The organism is Paenibacillus rhizoryzae, from assembly GCF_059686995.1.
In genome coordinates, this window is record NZ_JCAALT010000002.1 from 178,765 (window position 1) to 194,427 (window position 15,663).

Below are 15,663 nucleotides of genomic sequence, written 5' to 3' on the forward strand. Positions count from 1 at the left end.
CTTTCACTCACAGCGACGATTTCACTCGCACAGTAGGCAACAGTTTGTTCATGTTGACTGTACGCCGTGCTTCCCAGGTAGAGGAATCCTCGTCGTTAAACTGCTCCAGGTAAGCGATGACTTCCTTAGTTAACGGTGTTGGTGTCGATGCCCCTGAAGTTACAGCTACCCGCTTCTTGCCTTTCAACCACTCCACATCAATCTCCGATACATCCGAAACGCGGTAAGCCGGCACGCCCGCAATCTCTTCCGAAACCTGCGCAAGCCTATTGGAATTATTGCTTCTAGGGTCGCCTACCACGATACACAGCTCGGCTTCCTTAGCTTGTTCCGCAACTGCCTCTTGCCGCACCTGCGTTGCCAAGCAAATTTCATTGTGAATTTCTGCTGTCGGGAATGTCTTCAGCAGCTTGCTGATCAGATGCCTGATGTCCCACTGTGACATCGTCGTCTGATTCGTAATAATGATTCGATCGCTGTTTAGCTCAAGCGCATCGATTTCATTCTCTCGCTCTATGAGATGAACATGCTCAGGTGCAATACCGATGGCGCCTTCCGGCTCCGGATGCCCCTTCTTGCCGATGTAAATGACTTCGTAGCCTTCAGAAACCTTCTCCCGGATCAAATCATGGGTTTTGGTTACATCCGGACAGGTAGCATCCACAACCGTCAAGCCTCTGTCCTTCGCGCGTCTGCGTACTTCCGGAGAAACACCGTGCGCGGTGAAAATGACAGTCCCGCTCGAAATCTGTTCTAAAATTTCCAAACGGTTCTCGCCGTCAAGCGTAATAATGCCTTCTTGCTTAAATGCTTCTGTCACATGACTATTATGAACGATCATGCCCAAAATATAGATCGGCCTCGGCAAGTCTAAATTTTTAGCTGTTTGCAATGCCAAAACCATGGCATCGACGACGCCGTAGCAATAGCCACGCGGTGAAATCTTCACAATTTCCATACTGCTGCACCTGCTTTCCTGCTAAACCAGTGTTCAACGGACGGGCTTTATTAAAACCCAGTTCTATTTATTATACTTCATTCGACTTCTCGTGGAAAGCAATTGGGAGCCATACGATAAATGTCGTTCCTGCGCCTTGACGTGTCGAAACTTCGACCGAACCGCCATGCTCATCAATAATCCACTTGGCAATCGACAATCCAAGGCCGGTTCCGCTCGTTTCACCGCGCGATTCATCTGCACGATAGAAGCGCTCGAAGATGTATGGAACTTGGTCATGGTCCATGCCAATGCCCGTATCCTTGATGATAATGCCGGCTTGATCGCCGGATACGATCGCACGCAGCTCAACCTCTCCGCTCGGCGTGTACTTAAATGCATTCTCGACGAAGATAAAAAACAGCTGACGAAGAAAATCGGCATGCGCATATACTTCTACGTTCGCAATGGCGTCTAGGTTCCCAATTTTCCATTCTGCTTTTCTTGGAAGAAGCTGCGCCTTGCGCGCCACATCCTCGACTAACGGAAGCAGCGGCTGAACGGACTTCTCCATTGTGTAGCCCGCATCCGCACGCGCAAGGGACAACAGATCATTCACCAAGCTGGACATCCGTTTGGCTTCCCCTGCAATATCCAGCATCGATTCGCGCGTCAGCATCATCCGACTGCGTTCTTGCTCGCTTAATTGAGGCATATCTTGACCGTCTTCATCGGTTCCCTGCGTCAACGTCGGCAGCCACATCCGCTCGAGCAGCTCGATATTCCCGCGAATCGTCGTAAGCGGCGTGCGAAGCTCATGGGAAGCATCCGATACGAATCGTCTTTGCGCTTTGTAGGCTTCATTCAACCCGTTATAGGTCGTTTCGATGCGGCCCAGCATGCCGTTTAACGTATCGACCAGCCGTCCAAGCTCATCGTTCGGCCCCTCTCTTGGAATGCGCACGCTCAGATCAGAGCCATTCTGGATGCGATCACTCGCACGAATGACATTCTCAATGGGACGGAGCGCCTGACGCGCAAGAAAGAACCCAATCGTAAAGGCGATGAGGACCACGATAATAAGAGAGGAGATCAACGTCGTTTTCAGCTCGGTCAGAAACTTATCTTCCCTGCCCGAATAAGCCGCAACCTGCAGCAATCCAAATATTTCATTATTTTGCTTCAAAATATGCCGGTATACGAGAAACGGATAAGGACCTGCCTTTACATGTTCAAACCCTTCGTAGCTTTCGTTGATTTCCTTTACGTCCGGCTTCGGCAGAAGCTGATCGATCCTGCGCAGGTTCGATGTCGTCTTCACGACTCCATTCTTATAATTATCAACTTGGATAAACATCTCGTCATCCCCGATAACGAAATTAGGCGTTTGATAATTACCGAACATATCCAGTGTGGACGTAATATTGATCGCATTGACCTGCTGTTCGATTTTGGCTTTCATTTCCTTGTACGTATTGTAGTTGACGAAGAAAAAGATCGCGACCCCAAATGCAATTAGCGTAACCGCCAAAATCACCGAGTACCATAACGTGAGCCTTAAGCGAATCGACATGGAATCAGCCTCCTTCGCCTCTAAGCACGTATCCGGTGCCTCGAACCGTCTGAATCAAACGCGGGCTCTTGCCGTCTTCCGTCTTCTGGCGCAGCATGGCAATGTAAACCTCCAGCACATTCGATTCGCCGCTGTAGTCAAAGCCCCATATTTTGTCCATAATCGCGTCGCGCGTCAGCACTCGCCGCGGATTCTGCATCAACAGCTGAAGCAGATCGAATTCCTTCGCCGTGAGATCGATTCTGCGTCCGGCACGAATCGCTTCGCGCGAATCCAAATCCAGCGTCAAGTCTTCAAACTGCAAGCTGCTCGAGTTCTCCTCGAGCTTGTCGGATTTACGTCTGAGCAGCGCACGCACGCGAGCAAGCAATTCCTCCAGCGCAAACGGCTTAACCAAATAATCATCCGCGCCAAGATCCAATCCGCGCACGCGATCTGTAATATCGTCCTTAGCCGTCAGCATCAGAATCGGCACAGAGCTTCCGCCTTCACGAACACGGCGGCATACTTCCCAGCCATCCACCTGCGGCATCATAACGTCCAGAATAAGCAAATCCGGATCGCTTACGAGCATTTGCTTCAAGCCCTCATGTCCATTATTCGCCGTCGCGACCTCGTAGCCCTCAAACGCCAGGCTTCGGCGAAGCAGAGAAGTTATTTTATCATCGTCATCCACTACTAATATATGCGCTCTCATCATAATCCCCCATCACCAAACAACTAGTTTTTTCTTCCAAAAGCTGCCTACATATTATAGCGCAACATACGTTTCCCACGAAACAGCTTGTCCGAATTCTTCCATAAAAGAAGCGCAGACAGTCTTAACGACTGTTTGCGCCCGGGTAAACCTGTTCTATTGCTGTAGCTTATTGCTGGCTTGCAAACTCATTCTTGTTGCCAACCGTTACTTTCAGATCCATCTTCTCGCCATTACGAATAATGTTGAGCGTAGCCGTGTCTCCGACTGCTTTCTTCTGGATTTGGGCGATCAAATCTTCACGGTTGCTGTATTTCGTGCCGTCCAAGCCGGTAATTACGTCATATTGTCTCAGATCTGCCATATAAGCAGGCGATTTGTACAGGACGCTCGAAACGATCGATCCTTCTTTGTTCGATAGACCAAGCTCTTTGGCGATTTCATCCGTAATCTCAGCCAAGTTCGCGCCGATGAACGGTACCGGTTTCTTCGGAATTTCTTTATTGGCTTTCAGGTTCTCAAGCACTTCTTGAATCGTGCTCGTTGGAATGGCGAAGCCGATACCTTGTGCCTGCGAGCTTACTGCCGTATTAATACCGATAACTTCACCTTGCAGGTTGAGCAATGGACCACCCGAGTTCCCTGGGTTAATGGAAGCGTCCGTTTGCAGCAAATGCTCGTATTGACGTGTGCCTTGGGAGTCCGGAATGCTGATCGGACGTTCCTTGGAGCTTAGTACACCGACTGTTACTGTATGGTCAAAGCCGTACGGGTTTCCGATTGCGACAACCCAATCCCCGATGTTGATCTTGTCGGAGCTGCCGATTGGCAGTGTCGGGAAGTCTGTACCTTCTACTTTCAATACCGCTAGATCCAAGTTGTAGTCAGAACCAAGCTTCTTCGCAACAAGCGGTTTGTTGTGTCCTTGCACGGTTACTTGAATTTCATCCGCATCGCCGATTACGTGCTGATTCGTTAAGATGTAGCCCGTGGAGTCAAAGAAAAACCCTGTGCCGATTCCTTCCGGCGTTAATTCGCCGCTGCCTTGATCCGTGTTGCCTTGACCGGAACCATTATCCTGTCCTTGGCCGCCTTGGTCACCGAAGAATTGGCTGAAGAAATCATCCATTGAATTGCCTTGCGTACCGCCTGCGCGCTGTTTCGTGAAGGTTTCGATTTTGACAACAGCCGGACTTGCTTTCTCGAACAGCTGCGCAATATTGTTAGGTCTTACCACATCAGCCGCTGCGGACACTTTGCCGTCATCGCCCGCTTTACCAACAGCAGGGCTCGCTTGCTCTGAGGTTTGAGTTAAAGCTTGATCTGCCGTGAACCAATTCTGTTTGTCTGACACGAACATCAGTGAACCAACAACGACTACGCCGGCTAGGAAGGATGCAAACATCGCTTTAAATGAACTGCGTTTGGCTTCTTTCACTTGCCACCCGCTGCGTGCCGCGGATTGCGAAGGCGCGAATGCACGAAGCTGTGTAGGCGGCGTAACTTCAACTGAGTTATGCAATCCATCGGAGCTTCCGCCGGCAGCTGCGTCGCCGCTTATCGGTCGCTGTGGTTCAGAATCAGCTGCACCGGATTTGAACGGTCCGTATGAATAGTAGTACGAGCTCTTGTCCGCTTCTTCATGCGGCTTACCTTCGTTAGCGTTATAAGACTGTTCTTTATCGCGATTATCCTCGTTAGGGTTATTGTTGTTTTCGTTGTTGAAGAAATCGTCATAACCGTTATTTTTTTTGCTTTGATCGTCCATTGTTTATTCCTCCTCAAATGTTTTCCCATGTTTGTTAAGTTTTCAATAAGTGCTTTATGTTCTTGCTTGTGATTGTCTTCGCGAATCATTCATCTTTCATAGTTCTATCATGCACAATCTACCTTAAATCAAACTTAAAATTGTTATAATGTAACATAAAAAAACCGGGTGAGGCTGAATAATCAGCCTCACCCGGTTATGATGCAATCTGCGACTCTCTCATTGCAGCAATCGTTGTTCTACTTCGCCCAGCACTTCTTTCGCTTTCGTCACCCATTTGGACTCGACTTCGGCATCCGGATCAATCGGTTCCTGGAACTGATCAATTAAACTGCCGAGCGCCCGCGGCTGAGCGTGCTTATCCAGTCCTTCATTGTACAAATGCTTAAGTACGAATGGCTGCCCCATTCTGATTTTGGCATCGAGGTCCTGCGTATCACTGTCGATATTGCCGTTTATCACATCAAAAGGCATTCGAAGCCACACTTTATGCGCTTCATCCAAGTAGCGGTCAAAATAGCCATGCTGATAATCCCAATTCCCGCCAAGCGAGAACTCGTGCTCCTCCAGCATGCTTCGGACTTCCGTAAATTCCTTCTCACTTGATTCCAGCTTGAATTCAAGGGGGATCATCGCTCTATATTCTCCTCCTGGCCTAATGTTTACCGTTAGCTTGCCCGGAGTGAATGCCTGTTATCCCGTCTTTACCCAACCTTTACGATGCGCGTATACAGCAAGCTGCGTTCTGTCTTCCAGCTCGCATTTCATCAGCAGGTTGCTGACATGCGTTTTGACCGTCTTGATGCTGATATGAAGCTCTTCCGCAATTTCCTTGTTGGACATCCCTTCAGCGATGAGCAGAAGCACTTCCTTCTCCCGGTCCGTCAACCCTTCATCGGCCCCTTGCGTGCTCCGCTGACGCAGTCCTCTCGTAAGCGCCTGCGAGACATCATGGGTCATGACCGGCATTCCTTTAGCCGCTCCATTGAGCGCATAGATGAGTTCCTCTGCCGATACAGTCTTCAGCACATAACTTACCGCGCCCGCTTCAACTGCCGCTACAACCTTCTCATCCTCAAGGAAGCTGGTCAGCATGACGATCTTCAGCCCAGGAAATTCCTTCATTATATGGCGAGTTGCTTCGACGCCATCCATCACCGGCATCATGAGATCCATAAGGACGAGCTGGGGCGGTCCATCAGGGATGCCTGCCTTAAGCATATCCAGCGCTTCTTTTCCGTTAGCCGCTTCTGCGATGACCTCAAATTTCGGGTCCAGCATCAAGTACGTACGCAATCCCGCTCGAACCATATCATGATCGTCGACAATCATTATTTTCCAGCTGTTATTTGAGCTCATCGCTAAGGTTCTCTCCCTTATTCAAATAATTGGGTAATGTGACTCTGACTCTTGTTCCGCTTCCCGGCTTACTAATGATAGAGGCATCCCCGCCGAGCTTGTTGGCCCGCTCCCGCATCGTAGACAATCCATAGGAACCCCGCTTCACTTGATCCGCACGGAAACCGGCACCGTCGTCCTGCAGCGTCATTACAATTTGCCGCTCCGTCTCTGCCACCGTCAACAATGCTGTCTGCGCACCCGCATGCTTCACGATATTCGCCATCGCTTCTTGGACAATGAGGAATAATTGGTGTTCCTTCGCTTCAGAAAGCTTCTCCCGCACCCGCCATTCGAGCACACCTTGCAGCCCATTCTGGCGGCAGTAGTCCGGGAACCATTTGTCGAGCGCTTCTTGAAGAGACCTGCCCTCAAGCTCCATCGGTCTAAGCTGTGCAATAAACCCGCGCATTTGCTTCTGCGCCATCGACGACATGGAGATCAGCTGCTCCATGACATCACTGGCCCGGCTCGGGTTCAGCTCCAGCAGCTTCGGAAGCGAAGATGCCGACATATGTATAGCAAACAGCTGCTGCGAAACCGTATCATGGAGGTCACGCGCAAGCCGTCTGCGCTCTTCCAGTACCGCCGCTTCATTGGAGGCTGTTTCTCTCATGACCTGTTCTTCTCCGGAGCGCTGAATCCAGTGCATTCGCTCATCGAGCGACTCCATCATATCGTTGAACTCGCGAAACGCGGGTGTAAACGAGCCTTCTTCCGGGAGCCTTGAGCTGTAGTTCCCGTGCGCCGCCTGCTTTAGCCCAAGCACGAGCAGATCCATTTGACGCTGAATCCGCTGCGCCGCCCAATAACCGAAGACGGCACTGATCAATAAGAAGAGCACAGCAACGCCGATCCACAGCGCCCTGCTGTACCCTTTAGCCGTCAATTCGGTGCCAAACTGCCAGAGAAATACCGATATCGTCGATGAAGCCAGGAAAAGCAAAATCATATCCCACTTACTGTTACGAAACAATCGGACCATCATGCGCGCATCAACCTACCTTCGTAACGCGCACATCACCGATAAACGTACTGACGTGGAGCCTGATTTTTTTATCATTCTCTTGAAAATACGGGGTTTCAATATCCATATTCTTAAAAATTCCGCCTTCTTTATGTTCGAGCACCGCGACATCGCCGATAAAAGCACTGGAAACGACGTGCACGCCGATTTCGTAATCGTCCGGCAGATACACTTTAACATCGCCAATAAAGGAAGAGATATTGATTGTCGTTTCACCAGGCAATATTTGCGCCTTCGTCAGATCCAGCACAGTGTCACCGATAAAATGGGAGATATTCATCGGCTTGAGCTCCCAATAATCTTGGCCCAAATAGATGTCGCCGATAAAACCCGATCGTGTCTGTACGTTAGGATCATGATTCCACCACTCTACGCGACCATTGCGGTGATGGTTCCTGGCATTTCGTAAATGCCGCTCTCGATGGTCCTTGACCTGTTGTGCATGCTTCTCGAAGTGCTCTCTCGTTCTGGCTGCATGCTCTTCCCACTTGTGTCTCTTCTGCTGCAGCTTCGTATACTCATCGTTAGGCCGAACAGGCGGTATGACTTGCTTGCCCTCCACGTTGATTTGAACCTTCATCTCAGAAGGCGGCTCGATGCTATCGCTCGCTGTAGGCACATCAGAAGGCGGCTTCGTCGGATCCGGATGGAGCGGCGGAGCCGGAGGAATGTCTACATGAATTTGACTGTAGTTGTACGCTTTCCAATCATCGCTCGGAATCTCTTCTTTCTTCTTCGTTTTCGGTTTAAGAATCATTCGCAGACCGAATATTATAAGAATCAATGGACCTACGAATTGCATCACATCGCCGACCGACCAGGCGAACCAATCTAAATTGCGCCCCAGAAATACAAAGCCGATAATGAGCATAATGGATGAACCGAAGAACGATCCCGTCCCGTAAACAGCTCGCTGCAGCATACCCTGGATACCAAGGAACAATAGCATCCAGGGCCAATAAGTGGAAACCACCATTGCGATATCGAAATCGACTACGCCGCTTTGTCTCAACATTAAGCCTACGCCCATTACTATAATGAAGAGGCCCCACATAAACCGACTAATAAAATTCCCGTTCATTGCCGCCACCAGCTCCCAATCGCATCTGCAAAGGTTTGTACTCCAAGTATAACAGGTGCCGCAAGTGACATAAAAGGGTCTCTCGGTTGACCCCTTTCTACGTCTGGAGGCGGAGCGGCCGAACGCCTTTTTCCAATTGGACAAATTGATGTAAGGTCTTGTCACTTCACTCGTTGACATCGTTAACACAGCACTTATATAATGGGGTTCGGATTGGATTGAGAGATAAAACCTAACATGACATACTAGAGGAGATGAGAGCATGGATTTAGCCACTCTGTCCACCGGGCTGGATACGATTTGGGTCGTGCTGACGGCTGCAATGATTCTACTCATGGAAGGCGGCTTTGCACTTCTCGAAGCAGGCTTTGTGAGGCAGAAAAATGCAGTCAGCATTATTATGAAGGTATTCGTGGACATTGCCTTCGGCGCACTGGTCTTTTACATGATCGGATTCGGCCTGATGTACGGGAAAGACGCAGGCGGTTTAATTGGAACAACCGGCTTCTTGCTTAATGGAGACCTGTCTCATATTTCGCTTAATATCTCCCATGAGACTTACTGGCTGTTCCAATGCGCTTTCGTTATCGCCGTTATCTCCATAGTTTCGGGAGCGGTTGCGGAACGCATTCACTTTAGAGCTTATATATTGTACGCCATCGCGATGACCGGTTTAATCTATCCGGTTGCCGGACACTGGGTTTGGGCGGTAGGCGGCTGGCTTGGCAAGCTTGGCATGATCGACTTCGCAGGCTCTGCAGTTATCCACGCATTAGGCGGTTTCGCAGCGCTCGCTGCAGCGATCTTCATCGGACCGCGAATCGGCAAATTCACACCCGAAGGCAAAAGCAACATCGTTCCTCCTTCCAACCTGCCACTCGCATCGGTTGGCGCATTCATCCTTTGGTTTGGCTGGTTCGGCTTCAACTCCGGCAGTACACTCAGCGCTACGAACGGCTCAATCGGTCATATCGCGGTTACAACGATGCTCTCTGCAGCGGCAGGCGGAGCGATATGCATCCTCTTTACAATGATGCGTTATAAGAAAGCCGATCCTCCAATGGTTATTAACGGATCGCTGGCCGGTCTGGTCGGAATAACGGCAGGTTGCTCGTTCGTTTCCGATGGCGCAGCCATCTTGATCGGTTCAGTCTGCGGTATCGCGATGGTCCTTGCAACCGAATTTCTCGAGAGCAAAGGCGTCGACGATCCAGTTGGCGCCTTCGCCGTACACGGCGTCAGCGGCAGCCTCGGCACACTGGCAGTTGGCCTGTTCGCCCTGCCGGAGATGACGAAAGGAATCGGACAAGAGTATTATGGCCTGTTCTATGGAGGAGGCTGGAATTTACTTGGTGTACAAGCACTCGGCCTCGTTATTGTCAGCGTATGGGGTTTCTCACTGACATGGGGCGTTCTTCTTCTCATTGAGCGTTTCATGCCGGTTCGCGTCTCGAAGGACGAAGAGCTTATCGGACTCGATGTCGGTATCCACGGAGTACCGGCGTATAACCAAGACCATGATTTCCTTGATCTGGAGCAGTTAAAATCACGCAAATAACAGAAACCGCAAAGAAGCCGCCTTCTTGGAGATCATACTCCTGAGAAGGCGGCTTCTTCATAATAGACACAAAAAAACCGCCCACACGCGGACGGTTAACCGTTAATTCATCTCTTCATCCATCTCACTGGACACTTCAATGATATCAGAAGCATTATTGTTATTATGTAGAATCGCACGTGCTTGCTCCACTTCAAGGCGAAGTGTACGCACTTTCTCCATAGGGCGTTTCACGTAGTGAATGTATTCCACGGCAAGATGATGGTCCGGCTTCTTACCCGTAAGCATTCGGCGAAGTGTCGACATCGATTGATAGGAGCGTTCTTCGTGTAAACGACGCTTCTCATAGCGTTCGATCATCTGTACAATTTCCGCTATCTCTTGCTCTCTCTTAGCTATATATGTGTTGAGGAAAGGAATAACTTCAGCTGCTTTACGATGCCTCAAACGAGAAGGTGGCGTGTAAGTAATTGGTTCTGTCATGACAACTCCCCTGCCTTCGCATGTTATCATTCATTACACTACTTATCTTACACGATCATTTCCCGTTTGGAAACACCTTTTTCATCAAAATAAATGGCAATTATTTGACGCGTATGTCAGCTCCTACGACACCAATCAATCGACCTTCGCCCGAACGAATCGGAACCGAGATGGTCAAGCAAGGTTTCTTCGTTATCGCGGAGATGTACACCGGTGAAGTAAATGCCTTTCCTTCCATAGCCCGCTTCCACCACTCGCGGCCTTTGGCATTCAGCAATCCCGCTTCCGGCTGCGAGAAAATAAACGAGCCATCATCCCGGTTCGACCAAATCGCCTCGATCTCCGGCAATTGTTGCAGCAATCGCGAGAGCTGCTCTTGATGCGCGGATTCGTCAAGCGTGAACAGTCTTGCATCTGCCGCCAGCTTGCTTAGCTTCTCGAGCGTCCCGCTTACGTTAATTTCGCTTTCTTTCACTTCGTGTTTGATGCCAACCTGCCCGATTGCTTTGGTTAACTCTGAGGATGACTTATGTAAATTAGTGCTGATCCGGTCCAGCTTCTTAATTTGTCTGCGCTGTTTATGTGTAAGCTCAAGTGTCTCGTCCACGCTTCCAAGTGTCTGGTTCACCGCATCGACAACATCCTTCAGCATGCCTGTCGTAGCGTTCATGCTCTGCGTCTGCTGCTTGCTTGCCGTGCTGCTCTGACTGACCAAACGGTCTACTTCATGAATACGTGTGAAAATCAAATCCATGCGGTTCTTTGTTTGCGCCATCTCCCGGATGCCTTGCTCTACTGCTGTTTTCTCCAAATCAACGGAAGCCACTACCTGCTTAACCCCGTTCTCGATCTCTTCGACCAACCCGCTGGAGCGTCTAACCGCCTCATGACTCTGCTCCGCCAGCTTCTTAATTTGCTGGGCAACAATGGAGAAGCCTCGGCCAAATTCGCCGGCGTGCGCAGCCTCAATCGAAGCATTCAACGCCAGCAGCGATGTTTGCGATACAATCTCTTGGATGAAGCTGTTGATCTCATTGATCCGTGAAGTCTGTTCAATCAGCTCGCGGATATGGCGGTCCATCGTCCTGTTATGCTGCTGCAGATCATTCATCACTTTATCCGTGTTCGTCAGCGATCGGCAAACCTCAAGTACAACTTCTTTCGTTTCTTTACTTTCCGTGTCGAGCAGCTGTGCCGTGTCGCTGATTTGTTCAGCGGATGCGGCTACTTCCTGCAGCGTCGAGAATGTCTCGCCAATGCGGTCCATCGCACGTTCACTGCATAAGCGCAGCTCCCCCTCGGTGACAGCTGATTGATCGGCAATGTCCGTCAGTTGGCCTATGGACTGATTAACTTCCTCTACCGCAGCGGTCAATTGATCCGAAATAACCAACGACTCATTAATCAACTGCGTGAGCACAACATTCTGTTCTGCTTCTTCTTGCTTATTCGGCGTGCCTTGCGTTCGGAAACGCTGCAATAGCGGCATGATAATATCCCCCTTTTTTCGACAATTGGTCAGAATTAACTAATAGTATAGTTCACAGTCTCATAAATGAAAAGAGGGACCCTAATGGGTCCCTCTTAGCCAACTGCTTCGAAAATCCGGAAGCTATGTTTATTTTTCTGCTTTCTGGGATGCGGCCTTCGTTGTTGCATTAGCTGTGTTTGCTGCGTTTTCTGACGCAAATTCTGCGTTGTATTTACTTTGGGCTGCATTAAATTTGTTGTTTTTATTTTTCGCCATTCCTGCTCACCTCCCCGTACAACCAATAGTATGGCAAGGCCGGGAACAGTTTATGTAAGTTGAAATTGAATAATTGTTAAATCATTTTATCACGCAAATACCGCTTCGTCCGGTGAATCCGGGCTTTAATTGTCCCGACCGGAACCTGCATCACTGCTGCGATTTCCGCATCCTTAAAGCCGTAATAAAATTTGTAAAGCAGCATGGCACGAGATGCCGGATCCAGCAAATTGAGCAGCTCGTTGATTTCAATCATGACCGCTGCTTCGTCTCTATAACCGGCTTCCTGTGACCTATAGAAGGACTCTAATTCGCATGAGGGGCGAACCCGTGACGCTTTCTTATTCAAATTCAAGGCAATATTGGCCGTAATCACTCTCGCCCATGAGTAAAGCTTGCTTCGCTCCCTAAGTGCGCCTTGCTTCATGAGCATGCGCACCCAAGCTTCCTGAACCGCATCCTGGGCATCTGACTTATTATGCACCTTCGCATAGGCTACTCGAATCATCTCCTTATAGAGCTCTAGCAGCTTGTCCTCATAAGCCTCTAATTGGGATACTACATTCGGCTCTGTAAGGGATGGTTCATTGTTCATGGATATCCGCCCTCATTTATCGGTGGTAGCGCTTTCAAAGTGTATTCTAACATACCTATGCCGCAAAAAAAAGAGAATATTCGGCGAATCGCCAAACATTCTCTCTATGTCGATTAGGACTCAAGCAGCTCTCTTGGGATCGTCTTCTCCGCTGTGACTGCTTCATTCAGCTCATTAAGCCAAGCTTCCGTCAGCTTGCCATTGCCTCGCCTCAGCACTCGAACTGTAACCTTACGTTTCCCCCACTGCTTGAATACCTGCTTCCTTGTTTCAAAATACAGATCGATTTTCTTCCCTTTAATCGCAGAGCCGGTATCGGCTACAATCCCATAACCGTAACCGGGTACGTATAGAAGGGTTCCGATCGGAAACACTTTGGGATCCGCGGCGATTGTCGAAACAAAGCCTCTTCGCACACGAACGCCTGAATACGTAATGCCATATTGCGGATGTCCCGGCCGCTTACCTGTGGATTCGACACCTGCGGTGTAGCCTGTTGCTACGACTTGAATGGGCTTGAATGACTTCGTTGCCGGATGCGGCTGCTTACTTACAGGCCGCTGCGTGATTTGCCGTTCAATCTCAGCCCCCACACTGCATGCTGCCGTACAGTCTGCAAATAACAGACCGATGATCATCATCATTGCTGCTGTACTAATACTTAGAACACGTTGAAACGACAAAAAGCTTGTCATCATCTGGGTTGTTATCCTCCTTAGTTCGAAGGATACCCAAGTGCGACAAGCTTTATGCGGCAGCAGGAATCATGTTCCAGCGCAGGAAATGATTAGATTTGCTTCTCGGCGATTTCCGTTTTCAACTTTGCAATTAGCTCCGATACCGGCATCGAACCCAGATCGCCTTCGCCGCGTTTACGCACGGAGACAGATTCCGAGCTCGCTTCATTCTCGCCAACAACGAGCATGTACGGCGCTTTCTCCAGCTGTGCTTCACGGATCTTATAGCCGAGCTTCTCATTGCGAAGATCGGATTCAACCCGGATACCCGCAAGCTGCAGCTTTGCTTCAAGCTCACGCGCATAAGCTTCGTAGGCAACCGAAACCGGGATGATTTTGGCTTGTACAGGTGACAGCCACAGCGGCAGCGCACCAGCGAAGTTCTCGAGCAAGAATGCTGTCATACGCTCCATTGTGCTGATAATACCGCGGTGGATAACGACCGGACGATGTTTCTTGCCGTCATCGCCAACGTACTCCAATTCGAATCGTTCAGGAAGCAGGAAGTCCAGCTGCGCAGTTGAAAGTGTTTCTTCTTTGCCCAGGGCTGTCTTGATTTGAACGTCGAGCTTCGGTCCATAGAACGCCGCTTCGCCTTCAGCCTCGAAGAATGGCAGGCCAAGCTCTTCCACAACTTCGCGGAGCATGCGCTGCGACATTTCCCACATTTCGTCGTTTTGGAAGTACTTCTCTTTATCCTGCGGATCACGGTAGGACAGACGGAAACGGTAATCCTTGATGCCGAAATCCTCATACACTTGACGAATTAGCGTAATAACGCGCGCGAATTCTTCTTTGATTTGATCCGGACGGCAGAAAATATGAGCATCATTCAGCGTCATTGCACGTACGCGATGCAAGCCTGTCAGTGCGCCGGACATTTCGTAGCGGTGCATCGTGCCAAGCTCCGCGATCCGAACCGGAAGGTCGCGATACGAACGCATATCGCTCTTGAATACCATCATATGATGCGGGCAGTTCATTGGACGAAGAACGAGTTCCTCGTTGTCCATGATCATTTTCGGGAACATATCCTCGCTGTAGTGCTCCCAGTGTCCGCTAGTTTTGTACAATTCAACGTTTGCAAGAACAGGTGTGTAGACATGCTGGTAGCCTAGGCTTTCTTCCAAATCTACGATATAACGCTCCATTGTACGGCGAAGGCGCGCGCCGTTAGGCAGCCATAGCGGAAGTCCTTGTCCGACTTCACGGGAGAATGTAAACATCTTCAGCTCACGGCCGAGTTTACGGTGATCGCGTTTCTTCGCTTCCTCCAGGAAATGAAGATGCTCATCGAGCTGTGCTTTCTTAGGGAATGCTGTGCCATAGATCCGTTGCAGCATTTTGTTCTTGGAATCACCGCGCCAGTAAGCGCCGGCAACGCTAAGCAGCTTGAACGCTTTAATCTTGCCGGTCGAAGGCAAGTGCGGCCCGCGGCATAGGTCGAAGAATTCGCCTTGATCATAAATTGTAATTTGCGAATCTTCCGGCAGATCGCGAATAAGCTCTAATTTCAGCGGATCGGCGATTTCCGTAAAGATGGCGATCGCTTCTTCGCGGCTTACAACGCGGCGGCGAATCGGCAGATCCTCCTGTACGATACGTTCCATTTCTTTCTCGATTTTGACGAGATCCTCAGGTGTAAGGGACTGCTCCATATCGATGTCATAATAGAAGCCGTCTTCGATAACGGGCCCGATGCCAAGCTTCACATCATTCTTGCCGAACAGACGCTTTATGGCTTGTGCCATTAGATGCGCAGTACTGTGACGATACACTTCAAGACCGTCAGCAGATTCAACGGTTACGATTTCGAGGGCAGCATTGCCTTCTAGCGGCGTATAGACATCTACCACTTTACCGTCTACTTTACCGGCAATCGCGTTCTTCCGCAGACCATTGCTGATGGAACCCGCCACTTCTTCAATTGTAGTACCTTGCTCGTATTCCCGGACTGCGCCGTCCGGCAGCTTTACTTGAATCGCCATACCCTTCGTTCCTCCTGGATGTGGTTCTTGCGGCTGCATGACAATGCCCTCGCAATACCTAAATTTAACGATCT

Annotated in this window: 15 protein-coding genes; 1 reads left to right on the forward strand and 14 read right to left on the reverse strand. The window is 49.8% G+C overall.

Translation table 11 applies throughout. From position 1 onward, the window contains the following. Positions 1-7 precede the first annotated feature (7 nt). From AC6ESO_RS06110 to liaF, 8 genes are all read right to left on the reverse strand, one after another. Positions 8-958: a 4-hydroxy-3-methylbut-2-enyl diphosphate reductase gene (locus AC6ESO_RS06110; protein ID WP_494818445.1), complete on the reverse strand. Its 951-nt coding sequence runs from the start codon at positions 956-958 to the stop codon at positions 8-10. 70 nt (positions 959-1,028) lie between these two features. Further along, on the reverse strand, positions 1,029-2,510 hold the full coding sequence (locus AC6ESO_RS06115; protein ID WP_497090622.1) for a sensor histidine kinase: 1,482 nt from the start codon (positions 2,508-2,510) through the stop codon (positions 1,029-1,031). Between the two features lie 4 nt (positions 2,511-2,514). Then, positions 2,515-3,207, reverse strand: coding sequence for a response regulator (locus AC6ESO_RS06120; protein ID WP_494818619.1), 693 nt, complete (start codon positions 3,205-3,207; stop codon positions 2,515-2,517). Between the two features lie 169 nt (positions 3,208-3,376). Beyond that, positions 3,377-4,975 carry a S1C family serine protease gene (locus AC6ESO_RS06125; RefSeq protein ID WP_497090623.1) on the reverse strand — a complete coding sequence of 533 codons (1,599 nt, stop codon included), beginning with the start codon at positions 4,973-4,975 and terminating at the stop codon, positions 3,377-3,379. Positions 4,976-5,194: 219 nt separating this feature from the next. Further along, complete coding sequence (locus tag AC6ESO_RS06130) at positions 5,195-5,608, reverse strand: YugN family protein (protein WP_494818442.1); 414 nt, start codon at positions 5,606-5,608, stop codon at positions 5,195-5,197. A 60-nt stretch (positions 5,609-5,668) separates the two neighbouring features. Beyond that, a complete protein-coding gene (locus tag AC6ESO_RS06135) occupies positions 5,669-6,334 on the reverse strand; it encodes a response regulator transcription factor (protein WP_497090624.1) in 666 nt (221 codons plus the stop codon). Continuing rightward, complete coding sequence (locus AC6ESO_RS06140) at positions 6,321-7,361, reverse strand: histidine kinase (protein ID WP_494818440.1); 1,041 nt, start codon at positions 7,359-7,361, stop codon at positions 6,321-6,323. The genes AC6ESO_RS06135 and AC6ESO_RS06140 overlap by 14 nt, the downstream gene beginning before the upstream one ends. A 7-nt stretch (positions 7,362-7,368) precedes the next feature. Beyond that, positions 7,369-8,481 (reverse strand): cell wall-active antibiotics response protein LiaF, encoded by a 1,113-nt coding sequence (gene liaF / locus AC6ESO_RS06145; RefSeq protein WP_497090625.1) that lies wholly within the window; start codon positions 8,479-8,481, stop codon positions 7,369-7,371. A 262-nt stretch (positions 8,482-8,743) separates the two neighbouring features. Here liaF and AC6ESO_RS06150 point away from each other — a divergent pair, with 262 nt between their 5' ends. After that, the gene (locus AC6ESO_RS06150; RefSeq protein WP_497090626.1) at positions 8,744-10,039 is read left to right on the forward strand and encodes an ammonium transporter; all 1,296 of its coding nucleotides are present in this window, start codon (positions 8,744-8,746) and stop codon (positions 10,037-10,039) included. A gap of 102 nt (positions 10,040-10,141) precedes the next feature. Here AC6ESO_RS06150 and AC6ESO_RS06155 read toward each other — a convergent pair whose 3' ends face one another. From AC6ESO_RS06155 to thrS, 6 genes are all read right to left on the reverse strand, one after another. Then, positions 10,142-10,522 carry a hypothetical protein gene (locus tag AC6ESO_RS06155; protein ID WP_497090627.1) on the reverse strand — a complete coding sequence of 127 codons (381 nt, stop codon included), beginning with the start codon at positions 10,520-10,522 and terminating at the stop codon, positions 10,142-10,144. 100 nt (positions 10,523-10,622) lie between these two features. Continuing rightward, positions 10,623-12,011, reverse strand: a complete 1,389-nt coding sequence (locus AC6ESO_RS06160) for a methyl-accepting chemotaxis protein (protein ID WP_497090628.1) — start codon at positions 12,009-12,011, stop codon at positions 10,623-10,625. A 129-nt stretch (positions 12,012-12,140) separates the two neighbouring features. Next, positions 12,141-12,269 (reverse strand): hypothetical protein, encoded by a 129-nt coding sequence (locus AC6ESO_RS06165; protein WP_494818435.1) that lies wholly within the window; start codon positions 12,267-12,269, stop codon positions 12,141-12,143. 76 nt (positions 12,270-12,345) lie between these two features. Beyond that, the gene (locus AC6ESO_RS06170; RefSeq protein ID WP_497090629.1) at positions 12,346-12,864 is read right to left on the reverse strand and encodes an RNA polymerase sigma factor; all 519 of its coding nucleotides are present in this window, start codon (positions 12,862-12,864) and stop codon (positions 12,346-12,348) included. Between the two features lie 113 nt (positions 12,865-12,977). Next, entirely contained in the window at positions 12,978-13,562 is a 585-nt protein-coding gene (locus AC6ESO_RS06175; RefSeq protein ID WP_497090630.1) for a 3D domain-containing protein, read from the reverse strand. A gap of 89 nt (positions 13,563-13,651) precedes the next feature. Next, positions 13,652-15,589, reverse strand: a complete 1,938-nt coding sequence (gene thrS / locus AC6ESO_RS06180; protein ID WP_497090631.1) for a threonine--tRNA ligase — start codon at positions 15,587-15,589, stop codon at positions 13,652-13,654. Positions 15,590-15,663 lie beyond the last annotated feature (74 nt).

Coding starts and splice junctions, on each gene's coding strand:
- AC6ESO_RS06110 (WP_494818445.1), bottom strand. CDS start 958: ATGGAAATTGTGAAGATTTCACCGCGTGGCTATTGCTACGGCGTCGTC.
- AC6ESO_RS06115 (WP_497090622.1), bottom strand. CDS start 2,510: ATGTCGATTCGCTTAAGGCTCACGTTATGGTACTCGGTGATTTTGGCG.
- AC6ESO_RS06120 (WP_494818619.1), bottom strand. CDS start 3,207: ATGAGAGCGCATATATTAGTAGTGGATGACGATGATAAAATAACTTCT.
- AC6ESO_RS06125 (WP_497090623.1), bottom strand. CDS start 4,975: ATGGACGATCAAAGCAAAAAAAATAACGGTTATGACGATTTCTTCAAC.
- AC6ESO_RS06130 (WP_494818442.1), bottom strand. CDS start 5,608: ATGATCCCCCTTGAATTCAAGCTGGAATCAAGTGAGAAGGAATTTACG.
- AC6ESO_RS06135 (WP_497090624.1), bottom strand. CDS start 6,334: ATGAGCTCAAATAACAGCTGGAAAATAATGATTGTCGACGATCATGAT.
- AC6ESO_RS06140 (WP_494818440.1), bottom strand. CDS start 7,361: ATGATGGTCCGATTGTTTCGTAACAGTAAGTGGGATATGATTTTGCTT.
- liaF (WP_497090625.1), bottom strand. CDS start 8,481: ATGAACGGGAATTTTATTAGTCGGTTTATGTGGGGCCTCTTCATTATA.
- AC6ESO_RS06150 (WP_497090626.1), top strand. CDS start 8,744: ATGGATTTAGCCACTCTGTCCACCGGGCTGGATACGATTTGGGTCGTG.
- AC6ESO_RS06155 (WP_497090627.1), bottom strand. CDS start 10,522: ATGACAGAACCAATTACTTACACGCCACCTTCTCGTTTGAGGCATCGT.
- AC6ESO_RS06160 (WP_497090628.1), bottom strand. CDS start 12,011: ATGCCGCTATTGCAGCGTTTCCGAACGCAAGGCACGCCGAATAAGCAA.
- AC6ESO_RS06165 (WP_494818435.1), bottom strand. CDS start 12,269: ATGGCGAAAAATAAAAACAACAAATTTAATGCAGCCCAAAGTAAATAC.
- AC6ESO_RS06170 (WP_497090629.1), bottom strand. CDS start 12,864: ATGAACAATGAACCATCCCTTACAGAGCCGAATGTAGTATCCCAATTA.
- AC6ESO_RS06175 (WP_497090630.1), bottom strand. CDS start 13,562: ATGATGACAAGCTTTTTGTCGTTTCAACGTGTTCTAAGTATTAGTACA.
- thrS (WP_497090631.1), bottom strand. CDS start 15,589: ATGGCGATTCAAGTAAAGCTGCCGGACGGCGCAGTCCGGGAATACGAG.